We start from the raw sequence: 17639 nt of genomic DNA, 5'->3' as shown, positions 1-17639 counted from the left end.
GCATTTCATTTTGGTATAAAATAATCCGGAAGGAAACAGATCGGAGAAATCGAATTCAGCTTGGAAACGGACCGATCGTGACAGCAGATGGAACGGAGGGAGAACTTCATGCCGAAATCGGAAGACGCCCGGGAATTTGTGATCAAGGGATGGCTCTACGAACCCGTCACCCTGATCTGGCGGGAAGGCACTCTTTCCAGTGACAACCCCGAGATCCTCGCATCCGTCAAGGAAAAAATCCGCAAACTGGAGGAAATCGGGGCCTTCTTCCTCTGTCCCGAGACCCGTCTGTGTTATACGGAAAATTATCTCGCGGACCCTTTTTCGGCCTATCTCGTTCTCAAACACGTGCTGGAAGTGGTTCATGAAGCCCCGGACAAAGCGGAAGTCCTGGCCATGTCCCGGCTTCCCGCCGCAAAAAGCCTGCCATGTCCGTAACGAAATCCGTGAAACGTCTCTTCGGACCTTCCGGAGCACTTCAGTCCTCTTCTTCGGAAGGTCCGTTTTTTCCCGATTCGTTCTTGGATTGAAACACCGCTTTGGCCAATTTTCGGGCGGCGATCGACAATTCGTGCATCAATGCTTCATGCGTGACACATTCCCCATACGGTCTGCGCCTTCCGCATCCCGGACAGACGACCTTGTCTTTGACGGGAGTATCGTCGCGCAATCTGAACCGTGTCCCGCATTCCGGGCACTCGAGATCATGAATGATGGGCAATGATTCCGGCAAATGATCCCACATGAACCCTTCCTCCACATCTGATACTTATTCGATATAATAAAATCCTACAAAATTAGAATTAGTTGTTCCATTATTCTGATAAATACCTCTTGGTTCATCCGCTGACAATCCCCTGTTGTGTTTCGATCCCGGTCTGGATAATCCTTCCGGCCGGAATAAAATGATTTCATCATGCGAATCACATTCTTGAGAAGGTGCACGGAGACATGAAGATTCACGGATCGTTCCGATTTTCCGGAAAGCGCTTCAACGCATGTCGGAGGATCCGTTCAGACGGTGAACATGTTCAGATCTCTTGTAAGAATAGTATACTGATTTCATAGATTTTTTTCTATGAAATGACCCATAAATTTCACAGGATTTTACTTGACGTTCCCGATCTTTTTTCAGGAGACATGAGAACCCCCGTTTAAAAAGGTTCGGTTGATGCGATATAATGAAATAGTTTCACTGAACCGGATGAATGGCTCTGGCATGGAGAGGCCGTTCGGGTCGCTGACCCAAGCCCCCACGAAAGGGTGACCTGTTCGCATGCTGCATCAGCTTCTCGTCAATTTTCCGCTATGGACATCACTGACGGCCATCCTGCTGGCACAGATTCTGAAAGTGCTTTGGAATTTCATCGTCACCCGCAGCTGGGACTGGAACTGGCTGCTCAGTTCAGGCGGTATGCCGAGTGCTCATACGTCCGCCGTGTCTTCGTTGGCGGTGGCCGTGGGACTGTATCGCGGATGGGATTCCGCCGCTTTCGCCGTCAGCAGCGTGTTGGCGATCATCGTGATGTACGATGCCACCGGTGTACGTCGTCATGCCGGCATGCAGGCACGCGTGCTGAATCAGCTGGTGGACGATTTTGCGGCATTGCTCGGGGAACTGCGCCACATCAAGGATTTTTCTCCCAGAGAGACGGGTACGAGACTGAAGGAAATTCTCGGTCATCAGCCGATTGAAGTGTTTACGGGCGCCTGGTTCGGCATCGCCGTCGCACTCGTCATGTATTGGCTCTGGGGTTGACGGAGGGATTGACCATGCGCATCATTTCCATTTGCCCCAGCAATACCGAATTGATCTGGTTTCTCGGTGCCGCCGACAAGCTTGTCGGTCTGGATGACTGGTCCGACTGGCCCGTCGGTCTGGGTCACCTTCCCCGTGTCGGTCCGGATCTTGACATTGACATGGACAAGGTGAAAGCATTGAAACCCGATCTGGTCATCGCCTCCCTGAGCGTCCCCGGCATGGAAAAGAACGTGGAACGACTGGAACGCGAAAAGATCCCGCACGTGGTGCTCAACCCGACAACATTCGCCGACATCGCCGAAGACCTCGGCCGCCTGGGAGCGGAATTGGGGATGCCGGATCGCGGAAAGGAAGAGGCCCGTCGTTTCCTGGAAGAGGTCCGTTCCGTGGCTTCACGCATTCCGAAGAATCCCGCTCCCGTCCGGTTGTACTGGGAATGGTGGCCCAAACCGGTGTTTACGCCGGGGGGACGCAACTGGTTGACGGAACTGAGCCGATTGGCAGGTGCCGTCAATGTGTTCGAAGACGAACCTTCAGGCAGCGTCCGTACCGACTGGGAAGAAGTGAAGCGCCGGAGGCCGGACCGGGTCCTTGCGGTGTGGACCGGGGTTCCGAGCCATCGGGTCAAACCGTCCCTGATCACGTCCAGACCGGCTTGGCAGGGTGAACCCTTCGCCGAAGAATCCCGTGTGCACATCCTCGAAGAAGGCTGGTATTGCCGGCCTTCTCCCCGCCTGCTCACGGGCTTGAAACATCTGGCCCATCTTCTGTATCCGGACCGGTTTCGTCCGGTGGTTCCGGACGATCCCTACGCCTCCAACCATTTGTGACAAAAAGCCCCCGCGCGGCATGTTCACGAACGCCGCCGGGGGTTTTTTCAAAGCACCATCAGGGATTTGGGCTGAACCCGGATCCGCACGGGAACGCGCCCGACAACCTCTCCGTCCACGTGCAACATCACGGGTTCTTCTGAATGGATGTGGATGTCCGTTCCCCTCAGAAAATGCACGGAAGGATCTCCCGCATGCTTGCCGCCGTACACCTTGGGGAACACACGCAAGAACCGGGAAGCCGCCAGGTCCTTCACCAGGCAGATGTCCAGCTTTCCGTCATCCGGCACCGCTCCCGGGCAAATCTTCATTCCGCCCGCATAATTGGGGATGTTGGTGACCGCCACCAACCAAACGCCGTCATGTTCTTGTTTTTCCCCGTCCACCGTCAGTTCCAGCCGATGCGGCCTGAAACCGCGCAGTGCCTTGATCGCCTCCAGGCCGTATGTAAGCCTTCCCAACCAGCGATTGGGGCGGTTCCGGTTGACCGTGTCCGCCACAACGGCGTCAAATCCCGCTCCCATGAATCCGATCATCTTCCGGAATCCGAGATCCGCCGTGTCCTGCCAGACCGGCCTGTCTTCCAGAATCCGTTTCAGTGCCTGTTCGGGATGAAGCGGAATCCGGTGGGCAAGGGCAAAATCATTACCACGGCCGGCCGGAATCAGCCCCAAGGGAACGGAGCTGCCCGCGAGGATCCCCCCCACCTCGTTCACCGTTCCGTCTCCGCCCACCACGACCACGGCTTTGGGTGCCAGTTGATCCAACATCCGTTTCAACCTGTCCCCGACAGGGTCTCCCTGTGTCGTGAAAATCACCCGATGGGAGACTTCTTGTCCACGCAACAGTTTTTCCGTGAATTGCCACGTTTGATGCCCCAGGCCATGGCCCGAAGCCGGATTGACGACAAACAGATACACGCCTCTCCCACCCCGATGTTCAAACTTGTGACCTGATGCCGCCTTTGTTCAGCAACGGACGGTACAACCTCCCCGTCACCGCCCGGCTGAGAGCGGGAAACCATCCGCGAATGCGGAATGCCCAGCGAATGCCGGAGGGAATCACGCGAAAACGGGGGCGATCCATCAGTTTCATCGCTTCTTCGGCAACGGTGCGGGCATCAAGCATTTGCCGATAAACAACCCCCGGAAACAGATCGCGCGGATGATCGTCTCCGAAAAACGGAGTGTCCACCGGTCCCGGACACAACACGCCAACCCGGATTCGCGGCGCGTACTCCATGTGGACCGATTCGGAAAAACCGATCAGAGCGTATTTGCTGGCCACATAACCCGCCAGATTGGGGATGCCCGTGAGTCCGGCCACCGACGCAATGTTGATGATCCTGCCTCCACCCTGCTTCAGCATGACGGGAATCACCTGCATCGTCGTCCGTACGGCTCCCAGATAATTGACCTCCATCATCGCCCGGTACTCATCCATCGGCACATCCAAGAGCCCCCCGAATTTACCGAACCCGGCATTGTTCACCAACACGTCGATCCTGCCCAGGCGGCCTGCCGTTTCCCGGATCAATCGGGACACTTGTTCGCCGTCGGTCACGTCACAGCGGAAGACAAGCCCCGTCCCGATCTCCCGTCTGAGTTCCTCCAGCACCTCGATCTTCCGCGCCGCCATGACGGGAACATCTCCTCTTGCGGCCAAAAGCCGGACCAATTCCGTTCCGATGCCGCTGGATGCACCGGTCACCAATACGATTCGCTGTTTCATGGGGGATGACCTCTTCAGTTCATCGGAACCTGGGGAATGATCTTTCCTTCGATTCTTTGGAAAATGTCTTCGAGGTTCCGACCCGTGATGGTAAGCCCGTGGTTTTTGAGTCCCACCACCGCCGCGGCGGGGTCATCCGCTTGCCGGACGAGATCGGCCACCGCTTCCGCCAGTTGAACCGTCCCGCAGGGATAGTTGATCTCCGTGGACCGGACTCCCTCCATCCAGGCATGAATGTGCACGATGGCCCCCACTTCCGGATGCTCCGTGTAAATCATCCAGTGTTCGATTGCATCCACGGAGGCCCGCTTCGGTTCCACATGGGGAGGAACGCTGATTCTCATGGCGGCTTTTTCTTCATCGAAATCCTTGATGAGCAAAATGTCCCTTCCGATCTCCCGCAGATCGGCCTTGTTCACTCCGCTGGCACTCATCCAGAAGCGATTCCCTTCCTGCCGGACACTCAAATTGCCGTAACTGAGGCCGCCGATCCCGTAAAGCCGCTTGATGTGACGGAGCTCCCGGGGAGAAAGGAGTTCCTCGATCGGAAAAGGAGCCGGCAGCAAATTCATCCGATCCAGTTTTTTGCCGGCCTCCGACAAACTTCGGGTGGCATCATCCCCGTGGTGGAGATGTTCCGGCAAATCCGGTTCGAAAATGTTGTCGATGACCAACCGGGAGGTCGCCAAGGGGAGAAGACGCTCAAACACTTTGTCGAAACAGGCCCCGTCGGCCGGATCTTCCGGAATGGAATAACATCCCTGCTCAAGCGTGACAAACCACATGTTGGCGGGATCGGCCGACCGGTCCAGCCAGATCAGCAAATTGCCCAACGAACGCACCAGTACCGGATACGCGGTCCGCAGCACATGACCCATCGGCCGGTCCGATTCAGCCACCGTCACCACGAACGTGCCCTTCCCTTTCCGCCGGAAATGACGGGGATGGTCCGGATCCACCGCGTTCAGCACGATGCGGATGTCTTCGCCGCTTTCATCGCCGGGCACGTAGCCGGTCGCTTCCAGCCGCTGTTTCATTTGCTCTTTAAACCGCTGAAGAGTCGGGGTTCTGTTCCAGTCTCCGGCCAGATAGTACCTGTCCATGAGGATCTCCCTCCTTGCATTTTCACAAGGTAGTATGCTCCTCGAAACTGGAACACTATTCCTTCTCAGGAAATGAATACAAAAAAGCCCCCGCCAATCCGGGAGCCGAACGTCTCGTTTCGGTTGATGCCGTTTCCCACCGTTCCCCGATTTGAACGGGAGACGGCGACAAACGGCACACCGGTTTTTCGTTCAACAAGCGGGAGCCCTCAAAACATCTTGTACCCTTTGGCCCGGAGCGTTTTGATGGTCCAGATTCCACCAACGGTTCCGGCCAAACCCGAAAAAAACAAAACCATGTTGACGACCGTGAAGATTTGAGTCACATCCTTGCCCACGTAAATCACCACGGCCAGGAAAATCGCAAGCGGAAGCCAGGTGGTTTTGAGGATCATGTTCAAAATGAAGCCGATTCCGAAAAAAAGCACGAACAGAAGCGGAATGGCAACGATCAGTTGTGCCAGATACATGGGACCGCCTCCTTGGGACGGGTAAAATCAAGCGTTGATTCCGTCCCTTATTGTACCGGACGGGTTTCGGACGGTCAAATGAAAGGGGTTTCGAACAAAAAAAACCCCGGAACATCCGGGGGGAGGGCCAAAGTCTCCCGACGCCGTTCCTTGCTCCGTTTTCTCGCGGGACGCAAGGCGGGATCATGGAAAAAGTTCAACAGGAAAAAGTGCATCACTCGCATCAGGAAGACTTTGGGTTTTGTTTTTCAATATTGTGAACATTCAGGATAAAACAGGCAACAAGAACCCCTTCAGGACTGCTTTCCTGTTCCTTTGCAGGCATGACAGGTTTCCGACCCGCCGAGGAGAAGATGAACGTAGCCATCCCCGCCGCAATACACGCAGGTTTTCTCTTTCAATGCCGTTGTTGTTTGGTTTTCCAAATAAATCGCCCCTCTTCCTTTTCTGAATATTATATATGATACATGAAAAAAAGAGAAGTTCCAAGTTAAGGAATTTTACGTCGACATTTCGAATGTAAGCGATTCCATCTCCTTCTTTCATCCGATTTCTTGGATTTCCGGATCATCTTCCGAAAATACAGAAAAAAAACAGCCAAAGGGAACGCTCCCTTCCCGGTCGTTTTCCACGCGCGCATCGGCACGAAGATACCTGCCCGGTCGGGGAGCGTTTGTTTCCGGTTGACCGATCAAAGTTTTCCTTTGCGAAGAACCAGCGAAATGCCGCCCAGCAGGAACAGCCAACGCAGGTCGACGATCTTTTTCATGAATGCGGCGGACCAACCCGTCATCTTCTTGTCTCCGAGGATTCCGATCGCTTCTTTGTTTCCCAGGGAAGCGATGGTTCCTTTCGGCTCGTATTTGAACGGCTTCAACTCACCGCCGCGGATCAGGGATGCGATGTTCTTGGCAAGATGTTGTCCTTGTTGGGTGGCCATTTGGGCGGTCGGCGGATACGGGCGCTCCTGCTCGTTGAACACCAGGGAGCTGTCTCCGATGATGAACACATTGTCGTATCCGGGAGCACGCAGATACTCGTCCACTTTCACGCGACCGCGCATGGTCTCGATGCCGGATTCCTCGACGACTTTGTTTCCGCGGACGCCGCCGGTCCACACGATGGTGGCCGCTTTGATCTCCTTGCCGCCTTTGAGGATCACGCCGTCTTCGGTGCATTCTTCGATCGGCGTGCTGATGAGGAATTCGACCCCTTTGCTCTCCAGGTATTTGACCGCATAGTCCACCAGTTCCTTGTCAAAGCCCGGAAGCACGGTGGGCGCCGCTTCCACGTTGATGATGCGCACTTTTTCCAGCGGAATGTCGTATTCACGGCACAGTTCCGGCATGCGGTCAACCAATTCTCCCACATATTCGATGCCGGTGAATCCGGCACCGCCCACCACGATGGTGATCAGGTCTTCCCGCTTCTCCTCCTGGTAACGGGAGAACATGTACTCCATATGTTCACGGATCATGCGCACGCTGTTGATGTTGCGGATGAAAAACGCATTCTCCAAGAGACCCTTGATGCCGAAAGTTTCCGGCGCGCCGCCCAATGCCACGACCAGATAGTCGTAGGACAGCGGTTCACCGTTTTCAAGGTGAACTTCTTTCGCTTCCGGCTTGATCGCCGAAACGCGATCCTGGATGAACTTGATCCGGTTGGTATTGATGACCGAAGAGATCGACAGGCGGGCATGGTCATGATGGGAGGTTCCCGCCGCGGGCTCATGAAGCTTGGTGGTGATGTAGTGATAGGAGTTTTGGTTCACCAGCGTGATGTCGGCTTCGTTGTAACCGAGCTCCTTTTGCAGCCCCTTGGCCGTCATCAGTCCTCCGAATCCTGCACCCAGGATGACGATTTTCGGTACACTCATGCTGATCACTTCCATCCGAGATTTTGTCCCGTCGTGGGGAGAAATGTAAAAGATCTCACAAAGTGTGAGAAAGGGCTTTCAACGTTCGTATTGAATCATGCCATTGTTTATGATATGATTTTCACGATCTTTTGGCAAGGACTTTTTGTTCACATGATTTCCGTTTATTTTTCCCAGTTTCGACAAAAACACGAACTCATGTGGTAATTTTTGAACTGCATGACCAACCGTCCTGATTTGCGTTATGATATTGTTGTCGAATCTCATTTTTTCACTGTATATTTTAAATATTCGGAGGTGCGAATGGCATTGGTGCATACAGATCAACGGGACGTCACGGACATTGCGATCATCGGCGGAGGTCCCGCCGGCCTGTTCGCCGCTTTTTATGCCGGCATGCGCCAAGCTTCGGTCAAGGTGATCGAGAGCATGCCTCAACTCGGCGGTCAACTCTCGGCCCTGTATCCGGAAAAATACATTTATGATGTCGCCGGTTTCCCCAAAGTGACCGCACAGGACCTGGTCAACAACCTGATCGAACAGGCGAGCCGTTTCCAACCCGTTTGGTGCCTGGACGAGAAAGTGCTTCAGGTGAAAAAGCTGGAAGAACGCCTCTTTGAAATCGTCACCCAGAAACAAACCCATTATGCCCGCAGCGTGATCATCACCGCCGGATGCGGCGCGTTTGAACCCAGAAGATTGGATGTGCCCGGAGCGGAACGGTTTGAATCCTCCAATCTCCATTATTTCGTCACGGACAAACAATCTTTCGCCGGGAAAGACGTATTGATCGCCGGCGGCGGAGATTCCGCGGTGGACTGGGCCCTGATGCTGGAGCCGATCGCCAAAAGCGTGACGCTGATTCACCGTCGTGACAAATTCCGCGCCCATGAACACAGTGTCCGTCAACTGCAGGAATCGAGCGTCCGGATCATCACGCCCAGAGAAATCGAAGAACTTCACGGCGATGAACGGATCGAACGGGTCACGATCGCGGACAAGAAGAGCGGCACCCGGGAAACCCTGGATGTCGACGCCTTGATCGTCAGCTTCGGCTTTGTGTCTTCGTTGGGACCCATCAAGGAATGGGGACTTGAAATTGAAGGCGGTTCCATCAAGGTGAACTCCCGCATGGAAACCAACATCCCCGGCATCTATGCCGCCGGAGACATCGCCACCTACCCCGGCAAGGTGAAACTGATCGCCGTGGGATTCGGCGAAGCGCCCACCGCCGTCAACAACGCGAAACAATACATCGATCCGGATGCACGACTGCAACCCGGCCACAGCTCCAACATGAAGTTCTGACGAAAACCGTCACGACGATGCATCCACCCGGCCTGATTTCTTGAAGTCGGAAACCATTCATGCCATCCCCCCCGATTGCCAAAGACTAAGAAAAGCAAGAGGGGGGATGTTTGCATGCGTCTTACGTCGGTATGTCCCGTGTGCAACGGATTGGACGTCTTCAGGGCAGGGTGTCCGAAATGCGGGCATGAGTTGGCGGACGCCGGGCGGGTATTGGATTTGTTCGGCGATTACAGCCCGTACCGCCCGATCGATGATCTGAAGATGACGGACGGGCTGCATGATCTCGAATCGCACCGATGCCCCCACCAAATCTGGTGTCCGTCCTGCGGACACAAAGAAATCCGGTTGATCGGAGAACTTCCGCTCTGAAAGCGAATCTTTCCGAAAAGAAAAAAACCGGTCCGTTTGCACGGACCGGTTCTTTTTTTTCAGCAATCTTCCGGTTTTCCGGCTTCAGTGGCGGTCCGGAACGAAGAACCGCAACCGCAGGTGGCGATGGCATTGGGGTTTTCAATGCTGAATCCCCCACCCATCAAAGACTCTTTATAATCAATCACCGTTCCCTTGATGAACGGTTCGTCGTTTCGGTTCACCAGCACACGGACTCCGTGAAATTCCAGCACTTCATCCTTGTCGGTCTTTTCCTGATCAAACCCCAGACCGTAAGAAAGCCCGCTGCAACCTCCGTACTGGACACTGAACCTGAGGTACAGCTTCTCCGGATGTTCTTCCTCCGCCAACATTTCGCGAACTTTCGCGGCGGCTTGTTCCGTCAATTCGATCACGGGCCTTTCCCTCCTTCTCCTTCCAGTATACCAGTCTGCCGAAACGGGACTCAAGAGAAGGCGGAACCAACGCAAAGATTCACATCGCCCGGACCCGAAAGTACAAATAGTCAGGCGTTTCCCGGACCTGACATCCTCCATGCGCACAACAATACCGGCTTTCCCGACGGTTTCTCTCCCGAGCCGCCCACTGCTCCCATTCGTTGTGCAACCGGTCCAGCTCCAGGCTCAGCCGGTACACCGCCGGATGACCGATTCCCAACTGTCCGGCCGTTTCCTCCATTTGTCTTCGCACCATTTCCATTCTGTGTTCCAAAGTCCGTTTCCAAACATCAGTTGTCAAACGGACCGCCTCCTTTTGTCTTGACCCTTTGATTGTTTTTCTTCATAAAAAATAGGCACATGTGTTCGAGTTTTTTTGTCACCCCAAGTATACACCGACATCAGTCTTTTGAAAAGGAGGAAATTTTACATTTTTCCTCCCGCTCTTCCGGGATTTGACCAAACCGGAAAGAACGACGGCATCAGACAGAATCCGTGAAGATCCGAAACCGCCGGGGAGAAGTTCCCGGTTCATTTCCTTCTCGGCCCGCCTGTGTTAGAATGATAGAAGCATCACCACCTCTTCCGAGTGGTTCGGAAGTGGTGCGGCCTGATTTTGTGCAATTTTTCACACTCCGGATCGGGGCACCGTCCACGAACGAAAATCGCCGGATGTTGCCCTGTTATCTTTCATGCAAGCATCAAGTCGACATGATGTCATCCGGGAGGAGGACCCTCATGATTCAAACAACCCCTGCGGACCGCCGGATTGCGGAAATCGCCGAAAAAGTGCGGGCCGGTCAACGCCTGACTCTGGAGGACGGTCTCGCCCTGTACGAGTCCGAGGATCTGCTCACCGTTGCCCAGTTGGCCAACGAAGTCAACCTGCGAAAAAACGGAAACCGCGTATACTTCATTCAAAACATGTACATCAACCCGACCAACGTGTGTGAAGCCAAATGCGCGTTTTGCGGATTTCGGCGGGATCCCGGAGAAGAAGGCGCCTACACGATGTCCACGCAAGAGCTGCTGGAATACGTCAATCAGCGGTATTATGACGGAATCCGCGAGTTTCACATCGTGGGCGGTCACAATCACGTGGTAGGTTTCGATTGGTATCTGGAGACCATTTCCACGCTCAAAAAACACTTTCCGCATGTGACCATCAAGGCTTACACGGCCGCGGAAATCGAGTTCTTCTCCCGGATCACCGGCCGGAGCTTCGAAGCGGTGCTCAAAGAACTGATCGATGCAGGCCTGGACACCCTGCCGGGAGGCGGAGCGGAAATCCTGACCGAACGATACCGGTTGAAAATGAGCCCCGACAAGGCGAGCACCGACGATTGGCTGGAAGTTCACCGGATCGCCCACAAACTGGGGCTGAAGACGCACGCCACCATGTTGTACGGTTCGATCGAAACGAAGGAAGAGCGTCTGATTCACATGCTGCGTCTTCGGGAACTGCAGGATGAAACGGGCGGCTTCATGGTGTTCATCCCGCTCGCCGTTCAGCCGAAAAGCGTCAGGGCTTCGATCAAGCGGCGCACGACGGCGATGGATGACATGAAAACCATGGCCATCAGCCGGTTGATGTTGGACAACTTCCCCCACATCAAGGCATACTTCATCAACATCGGCACGCAGCTGGCCCAGCTCTCCATGCACTTCGGGGCTTCCGACTTGCACGGCACGTTGATCGAGGAGCGAATCAGTCACGCCGCCGGGGCCCTGACCCAACAGGCTCTGACCAAAGATGAACTGATTTGGCTCATCAAAGGGGCCAACCGCATCCCGGTGGAGCGGGATACGTTCTACAACGTGATCGAAGAATACAAATGAAAAAACAAGGCTTCCCGGTGAAAGGGAAGCCTGAGATGGATGACAATCCCCTGGCTCTTTTCGCAAGAAAAGCACCAGGGGTTACATGTTTTCAGACCCGTTTTCCTCAATGAGGCGTCTCTCTGAGTGATTGCAAAGAATGATTCATTCTGATTTAGTAATAAACGAGAGTGAATTTATCGAAAGAAAGGTGTATATGGTGACAGATACATGGAAAACAGCTTTGAAGAAAAGATCATTCTGGACTGATTATTTTTGGATCACAGAACCTTCCAAAGTGGATTATTCATGGCTGTCCATTCCTTATCAAGATGATCGAACCTATCCTGAATTGGAACATGAAATACGATTTAAGGCATCTGAATCTTTTCAATTGGGCTTTGAAGTGGATCCATACTTTTGGTATTGTTCATTGAAGCTGTATCACGATACGGTTCCGGAAGGGGTCGAATTGGGGTGGATGGATGGATATTGTCCTCATCCCCATGTTCTTCGTTGGAGTGAAATTGAAAAATTGGGAAAGTTACTTTCGCCACAGGTACCGGAGTGCCCAAGTGCTCCTTTTTTATTGCTGAGTCTGTTCACGTTGATCACGACGGATGAAGAGTTGGAAAAAGCGCAGAAACAATCGGAATCAGCCTGGCGCTCCCTGAACCTGTTTTCCGATCAAGAGTTGAAAGTGATTCTTGAAACGTGTTGTCATCGCGTTCAAGATCAACAATGGAAATATGATCAAGACTTTGGATGGTATTTGGAGGGAGAGGATGCTCTTACTTTACGCCATCCTGACTTGAAGGAATTTCCCGCAGAACTGTTCCAAGAGTTTTTGCACCAGATCAACAATCAATATTCGAAAACAAATTGAATCACTATGTAAAAGCCTCAAGGCTTCCCGGTGAAAGGGAAGCCTTGCTTTTTCAGTACCTCACTTCCATTTCCTCAATGGCCTTGAGGATTTTCTCCAACAGCTCATCGCCCGTTTCCGCGGACACGATCTCGCCGTCAACGAGCGCGTACGGCTTCTCCGCACACAGGCCGCAGTTTCCGAGGCACCCGTACTCCAAAACATCGATCTCCCGGTTTTCTTCCAGTTTTTTCTTAACGGCAAGCACTTCATCGGTGAGGTTGTTCACGCAAAATTCCACGAGCGGAAACATCTATGGTCACTCCGTTTGCTGTCAATTCTTTTCCCCACCCGTATTATACACTTCCGTCCGGAAAACCGGAGCAATGAAAAAAATCCCGCCGGCTTTGTGCAAACCGGCAGGATCCATCGGTGAAACGAACCTGTCGCGGATTCCGGGTCGATCCGTTCAATCCCGGTCGATCGGAACGCAACCCCGTTTTTCCAACTCTTCCCGGATCTTTTTCAGTTTGGGATTCCCTTCGGCGATGATCACTCCGTCGATCACCACGACGGGATACCAGAGATCTTCTTCGATGACCCGCTTCGAAAAGGCGGCTTCCTCTTCTCCGTCCGGTTGATGGATGTCCACATGGCGAACGGTGACCTGCTGACCGTACTTGCGTGCGAGAGCCGCTTCCAACCAGCTGGCCGTTTCCCGGGAAGAAGGCAGATTGACACAACTTGGGCAGATCGTTTCCGCCCCGTACACCAGCACTTCGATCTGTACGGACATGAGAATCTCTTCCTTTGTCAATGGGGATCAGCCAAGCGCGCGGCCCAGGTCTTCGATCAGATCTTCCACGTCTTCCACGCCGACGGAGATCCGGATCAATCCGTCGGTGATACCCAATTCGGCGCGACGCTCGGGAGGAATCGAGGCATGGGTCATCCGGGCCGGAACGGAAATCAGGCTCTCCACCGCGCCCAAACTTTCCGCCAGCGTGAAGAACCGGGTGGATTCCAACACCTTGTCGGCCGCTTCCGCACTGCCGACATCGAAGGAAATGATTCCCCCGAAGCCACGGGCCTGCCGAGCGGCCAATGCGTGGCCCGGATGATCCGGAAGCCCCGGATAAAACACGTTTTTCACTTTGGGATGCTCGCGGAGCCATTCGGCGATTCTGCGGGCGTTCGCTTCATGCTGTTTCATGCGCAGCCCGAGGGTTTTGATGCCCCGCATGAGCAGCCACGAATCCTGCGGTCCCAGGATGCCCCCGATGGAATTTTGCAGGAAATGCAGCTGTTCCCCCAGCTGTTCATCCTTCGTGACGAGAAGGCCGGCCACGACGTCACTGTGTCCGCCCAAATATTTGGTCGCGCTGTGCACCACCACGTCCGCTCCGAGATCCAGCGGATTTTGCCAGTACGGGGTCAGGAACGTGTTGTCCACGATCAGGAGCAGTCCCCGTTCTTTGCACAAATCGGCCAGCGCACGGATGTCACTCACTTTGAGCAACGGGTTGCTGGGAGTTTCCATGTACACGGCGCGGGTATTTTCGCGGATGGCCGCTTTCACTTGATCCAGGTCGCTGGTGTCCACGAAATCGGCATCGATGCCCAGCCGGGAGAAGACTTTGCTCAGCACGCGGTACGTGCCGCCGTACACGTCATCTCCCACCACCAGATGATCCCCCTGGTTGAACAGGGAAACCAGCGTGGAGATGGCGGCCATGCCGGAAGCGAACGCCAAACCGCGCGCTCCGTTTTCCAGTTCGGCAATCAGGCTTTCAAGCGCGGCGCGGGTCGGATTGCCGGTGCGGGAATACTCATAGCCGGCATGTTCCCCGACACGGCGTTGTTTGTAGGTGGAAACCTGATAGATCGGCACGCTCACCGCTCCGGTGTGCGGATCGCCGAACACGCCGCCGTGGATCAATTTTGTATCCATTTTCACGGCTCATCACACTCCGCCCTGATAAATTTTCTTGCTCAGATACCGTTCGCTGCTGTCCGCGAATATGACGGCGATTCTCGTCCCGGGAGCCGCTTTTTCCGCTTCCCGGAGCGCCGCCCAGCATGCCGCTCCCGAAGAGCTTCCCACCAGAAGCCCTTCATTCAGGGCCAGCTCTTTCACCAGACGAAACGCATCTTCATCCATGACGGTGTAGACCTCATCGATCAGCGAACGGTCGAAATACTCCGGAAACATCTCCATCCCGATTCCTTCCGTCTTGTGCGGACCGGGGGCCCCTCCGGCAATGATCGAACCTTCCGGCTCGACGATCACCGCGCGCAGACGCGGATTTTTTTCCTTGAGATAGCGGGCCGCTCCCATGAACGTTCCGGAGGAACCGGCACCGGCGACAAACACGTCGATCTTCCCGTCCATCTGTTCCCAGATCTCCGGGCCCGTCGTTTCATAATGGGCCTGCGGGTTGGCCGGGTTGGCGAACTGTTGGGGCACCCATGCTCCCGGGATCTCCCGGGCCAGCTCCATCGCTTTTTCGATGGCGCCTTTCATGCCCCGTTCCGTCGGCGTGTTCACCACTTCCGCCCCGAGTGCGCGCATCAGCTCCTGCTTTTCCTCGGAAAACTTCTCGGGGACGACAAACATCACTTTGTAACCGGTTCCAACGGCTGCCAATGCCAAACCGATCCCGGTGTTGCCCGCGGTCGGTTCGATGATGGTGCCGCCGGGCTTCAGTTTCCCGCTTTTTTCACCGTCCCGAATCAGCGCCATGCCCAGCCGGTCTTTCACGCTTCCTCCGGGATTGAAAAACTCCAGCTTGGCGTAAACATGAACGCCTTCGGGAATCCCCATGCGTCCCAACCGGACCATCGGAGTATGACCGATCAGTTCCTTCACGTTTTCATATATCCTCTTCATATGGAAATGACTCCCTTATACTCGGATATACAAACATTCGGCACGGCAGGTGCCACCTTCATATTATCAGTTTTCAGATCGGGAAAAAAGGGCAAGACGGGCATCGCGGCCTCTCCCCGTTGATTTTGGCCGGAAAAACCCCTACAATGAACATGAAACCCCGGATCCGCCCTTGGCGGTTTCTTTTGTCCCGACAAAACCGGGCTTGACAACACGGAAAGGGGAACGGCTCACATGGCCATCGAAGAACGCGTGCAAGAAGTATTGGATAAATTGCGTCCCTATATCCAACGGGACGGCGGTGACGTGGAACTGGTGGAAGTGGAAGACGGCATCGTCCGCGTTCGACTGTTGGGCGCCTGCGGCAGCTGCCCCAGCTCCACGATCACGTTGAAAGCAGGAATCGAACGGGCCCTGATGGAAGAAATTCCGGAGGTCCGTGAAGTGGAACAGGTTCTGTGACGAACCTGCATGACCCGAGGGTTCGGGCGGGCTTCCAAGCGCGTCCGAACCCTTTCGTTTTCCGGACGTGTGAATCACATCCTTTTCAATCCGGAGGGAATGCCATGGCGATTTCGGAGCTTCGTGAGGGCTGGTGGCGCCACCGCAAAGTGTTGTTGGACCTGTTGGAACGGTTTGAGGAGGATCACCTGTCGTTCAAACCTTGGGAAGGGGCCATGACATTGGGGGAACTGGCGCTTCATGTCGCCCAATCCGCGGAAATGTTCGTTCATCTGGTGGAAGGGACTTCATACGAACCGTCCGGTCAGATCGAACCCGCATCGGCCGGTGAACTGCAATCTTTGGTCAGACAAGCGACCGAACGAACGGAAGCCGTTTTCGCTCGCATCCCGGACGATCGACTGAATCTTGCCATCGATTGGGGTCCCTACACGGCCACGGGCAAAACCTGGCTGGAAATCATGCGTGACCACGAGATTCATCACAAAGGTCAGCTGTTTGTTTACGCCAGGATGCTCGGCATCAGCGAACTTCCGTTTTTCCTCCGGCAGCCTCCGAAACGTGAGGCCTGAGGAACCGGACCTTCGAAAAAAGCGGCTCCCGCAAAGGGAAACCGCTTTTTTTCGGATTCTCGCTCCGAAACATGTGACGGGTCAAGCATCTGCCACCGTTCCGGTCTATTATTTTTCCTCGTTGTACAGATGGCAGGCCACCCAGTGATTCGGGCGCACTTCCTCCCAGGTCGGCACCACTTTCGCGCAGATGTCCATCGCTTTCGGACAACGGGTGCGGAAGCGGCAACCGCTGGGCGGGTTGATCGGGCTGGGCACATCCCCTTCCAAGATGATGCGCTCGCGCGTTCTTGCCGTTTCCGGGTCCGGAATCGGCACGGCGGAGAGCAGGGCTTCGGTGTAAGGATGAAGAGGATGCTCGTACAGCTCGTCGCTGTCGGCCAACTCCACCAGGTTGCCCAGGTACATCACACCCACGCGGTCGGAGATGTACTTCACCATCGACAGGTCATGCGCGATGAACAGGTAGGTGAGGCCCCGTTCTTTCTGAAGCTTTTTCATCAGATTGACGACCTGTGCCTGGATGGACACGTCCAGGGCGGAAATCGGCTCGTCGGCGATGATGAAGTCCGGTTCCACGGCCAGTGCCCGGGCAATTCCGATCCGTTGACGCTGACCGCCACTGAATTCGTGCGGGAAACGATCGGCATGCTCTTCGTTCAGACCCACCGTCTCCAACAGTTCGATCACACGTCTCCGACGCTCATCCCCCGATGCCAGACCATGAATGTCAATGCCTTCCGCGATGATGTCCAGCACGTTCATCCGCGGGTTGAGCGATGCGTACGGATCCTGGAAGATCATCTGCATTTCGCGGTTGAATTTCTTCCTGTCGGCGCCCTTGAGCCCGGTGATGTCCTTCCCCTTGAATTTGACGGTGCCGCCGGTCGGGCTGTACAGGCCGATCAGGGTCCGGCCGACCGTGGACTTTCCGCATCCGGACTCACCCACGAGCCCCAGGGTTTCCCCACGGTAAACGGAGAACGTGACACCGTCCACTGCTTGCACCACCTGGTTTTTGCCCAGATGGAAATGCTTCTTCAGATTGGTCACTTCAAGAATGACTTCCCGGTCTTGTTGGTTCACATTCGCCTTGATGTTTTCCGTTTGCTGGCTCAT

At 54.8% G+C, this 17639-nt stretch carries 23 protein-coding genes; 9 read left to right on the top strand and 14 right to left on the bottom strand.

What is annotated here, in order from left to right; translation table 11 throughout:
- Window positions 1-108: 108 nt before the first annotated feature.
- A complete protein-coding gene (locus EG886_RS02670; RefSeq protein ID WP_124726690.1) occupies window positions 109-438 on the top strand; it encodes a hypothetical protein in 330 nt (109 codons plus the stop codon).
- A gap of 40 nt (window positions 439-478) precedes the next feature.
- Here EG886_RS02670 and EG886_RS02665 read toward each other — a convergent pair whose 3' ends face one another.
- Entirely contained in the window at window positions 479-745 is a 267-nt protein-coding gene (locus EG886_RS02665; protein ID WP_124726689.1) for a hypothetical protein, read from the bottom strand.
- A 531-nt stretch (window positions 746-1276) separates the two neighbouring features.
- Between EG886_RS02665 and EG886_RS02660 the strand changes: the two genes are divergently transcribed.
- Window positions 1277-1759: a divergent PAP2 family protein gene (locus EG886_RS02660; RefSeq protein ID WP_124726688.1), complete on the top strand. Its 483-nt coding sequence runs from the start codon at window positions 1277-1279 to the stop codon at window positions 1757-1759.
- Between the two features lie 14 nt (window positions 1760-1773).
- Window positions 1774-2592, top strand: a complete 819-nt coding sequence (locus tag EG886_RS02655) for a cobalamin-binding protein (RefSeq protein WP_124726687.1) — start codon at window positions 1774-1776, stop codon at window positions 2590-2592.
- Window positions 2593-2639: 47 nt separating this feature from the next.
- Here the strand turns inward: EG886_RS02655 and EG886_RS02650 are convergent, their stop codons facing one another.
- The 6 genes from EG886_RS02650 to EG886_RS02630 all read right to left on the bottom strand — a co-directional run bounded on the left by EG886_RS02650 (window position 2640) and on the right by EG886_RS02630 (window position 7775).
- Window positions 2640-3512 (bottom strand): diacylglycerol/lipid kinase family protein, encoded by an 873-nt coding sequence (locus tag EG886_RS02650; protein WP_124726686.1) that lies wholly within the window; start codon window positions 3510-3512, stop codon window positions 2640-2642.
- A 19-nt stretch (window positions 3513-3531) separates the two neighbouring features.
- Complete coding sequence (locus EG886_RS02645; protein ID WP_124726685.1) at window positions 3532-4323, bottom strand: SDR family NAD(P)-dependent oxidoreductase; 792 nt, start codon at window positions 4321-4323, stop codon at window positions 3532-3534.
- 14 nt (window positions 4324-4337) lie between these two features.
- The gene (locus tag EG886_RS02640; protein ID WP_124726684.1) at window positions 4338-5426 is read right to left on the bottom strand and encodes a class II aldolase/adducin family protein; all 1089 of its coding nucleotides are present in this window, start codon (window positions 5424-5426) and stop codon (window positions 4338-4340) included.
- A gap of 209 nt (window positions 5427-5635) precedes the next feature.
- A complete protein-coding gene (locus EG886_RS02635) occupies window positions 5636-5896 on the bottom strand; it encodes a YuiB family protein (protein WP_124726683.1) in 261 nt (86 codons plus the stop codon).
- A 293-nt stretch (window positions 5897-6189) separates the two neighbouring features.
- The gene (locus EG886_RS13610; protein WP_420894160.1) at window positions 6190-6279 is read right to left on the bottom strand and encodes a YuiA family protein; all 90 of its coding nucleotides are present in this window, start codon (window positions 6277-6279) and stop codon (window positions 6190-6192) included.
- Between the two features lie 308 nt (window positions 6280-6587).
- Window positions 6588-7775, bottom strand: a complete 1188-nt coding sequence (locus EG886_RS02630) for an NAD(P)/FAD-dependent oxidoreductase (protein WP_124726682.1) — start codon at window positions 7773-7775, stop codon at window positions 6588-6590.
- 303 nt (window positions 7776-8078) lie between these two features.
- On the opposite strand from EG886_RS02630, the gene EG886_RS02625 reads away from it, so the two are divergent.
- On the top strand, window positions 8079-9083 hold the full coding sequence (locus EG886_RS02625) for an NAD(P)/FAD-dependent oxidoreductase (protein ID WP_124726681.1): 1005 nt from the start codon (window positions 8079-8081) through the stop codon (window positions 9081-9083).
- Between the two features lie 114 nt (window positions 9084-9197).
- Window positions 9198-9455: a hypothetical protein gene (locus EG886_RS02620; protein ID WP_124726680.1), complete on the top strand. Its 258-nt coding sequence runs from the start codon at window positions 9198-9200 to the stop codon at window positions 9453-9455.
- A gap of 59 nt (window positions 9456-9514) precedes the next feature.
- On the opposite strand, the gene EG886_RS02615 is transcribed toward EG886_RS02620, so the two are convergent.
- Entirely contained in the window at window positions 9515-9871 is a 357-nt protein-coding gene (locus tag EG886_RS02615) for a HesB/IscA family protein (protein ID WP_241154350.1), read from the bottom strand.
- A 79-nt stretch (window positions 9872-9950) separates the two neighbouring features.
- Complete coding sequence (locus EG886_RS02610; RefSeq protein ID WP_241154349.1) at window positions 9951-10214, bottom strand: aspartyl-phosphate phosphatase Spo0E family protein; 264 nt, start codon at window positions 10212-10214, stop codon at window positions 9951-9953.
- Between the two features lie 437 nt (window positions 10215-10651).
- Between EG886_RS02610 and mqnE the strand changes: the two genes are divergently transcribed.
- Entirely contained in the window at window positions 10652-11752 is a 1101-nt protein-coding gene (mqnE, locus tag EG886_RS02605; RefSeq protein ID WP_124726678.1) for an aminofutalosine synthase MqnE, read from the top strand.
- Between the two features lie 139 nt (window positions 11753-11891).
- Window positions 11892-12617, top strand: coding sequence for a hypothetical protein (locus tag EG886_RS02600; RefSeq protein WP_124726677.1), 726 nt, complete (start codon window positions 11892-11894; stop codon window positions 12615-12617).
- A 52-nt stretch (window positions 12618-12669) separates the two neighbouring features.
- On the opposite strand, the gene EG886_RS02595 is transcribed toward EG886_RS02600, so the two are convergent.
- The 4 genes from EG886_RS02595 to cysK all read right to left on the bottom strand — a co-directional run bounded on the left by EG886_RS02595 (window position 12670) and on the right by cysK (window position 15486).
- Window positions 12670-12909 carry a YuzB family protein gene (locus EG886_RS02595; RefSeq protein ID WP_124726676.1) on the bottom strand — a complete coding sequence of 80 codons (240 nt, stop codon included), beginning with the start codon at window positions 12907-12909 and terminating at the stop codon, window positions 12670-12672.
- Between the two features lie 156 nt (window positions 12910-13065).
- The gene (locus EG886_RS02590) at window positions 13066-13392 is read right to left on the bottom strand and encodes a YuzD family protein (protein WP_124726675.1); all 327 of its coding nucleotides are present in this window, start codon (window positions 13390-13392) and stop codon (window positions 13066-13068) included.
- 27 nt (window positions 13393-13419) lie between these two features.
- Window positions 13420-14547 (bottom strand): bifunctional cystathionine gamma-lyase/homocysteine desulfhydrase, encoded by a 1128-nt coding sequence (locus EG886_RS02585; RefSeq protein WP_206425357.1) that lies wholly within the window; start codon window positions 14545-14547, stop codon window positions 13420-13422.
- Window positions 14548-14559: 12 nt separating this feature from the next.
- Window positions 14560-15486, bottom strand: coding sequence for a cysteine synthase A (gene cysK / locus EG886_RS02580; RefSeq protein WP_124726673.1), 927 nt, complete (start codon window positions 15484-15486; stop codon window positions 14560-14562).
- Window positions 15487-15720: 234 nt separating this feature from the next.
- Here cysK and EG886_RS02575 point away from each other — a divergent pair, with 234 nt between their 5' ends.
- On the top strand, window positions 15721-15948 hold the full coding sequence (locus EG886_RS02575; RefSeq protein ID WP_124726672.1) for a NifU family protein: 228 nt from the start codon (window positions 15721-15723) through the stop codon (window positions 15946-15948).
- Between the two features lie 104 nt (window positions 15949-16052).
- Window positions 16053-16520 carry a DinB family protein gene (locus EG886_RS02570; RefSeq protein WP_124726671.1) on the top strand — a complete coding sequence of 156 codons (468 nt, stop codon included), beginning with the start codon at window positions 16053-16055 and terminating at the stop codon, window positions 16518-16520.
- A gap of 108 nt (window positions 16521-16628) precedes the next feature.
- On the opposite strand, the gene EG886_RS02565 is transcribed toward EG886_RS02570, so the two are convergent.
- The gene (locus EG886_RS02565) at window positions 16629-17639 is read right to left on the bottom strand and encodes an ABC transporter ATP-binding protein (RefSeq protein ID WP_124726670.1); all 1011 of its coding nucleotides are present in this window, start codon (window positions 17637-17639) and stop codon (window positions 16629-16631) included.

This window comes from Staphylospora marina (assembly GCF_003856495.1).
Lineage (GTDB): Bacteria > Bacillota > Bacilli > Thermoactinomycetales > Thermoactinomycetaceae > Staphylospora > Staphylospora marina.
Note: the sequence above shows the minus strand (reverse complement) of the source record. Positions and strands in the feature narration are given on the sequence as shown.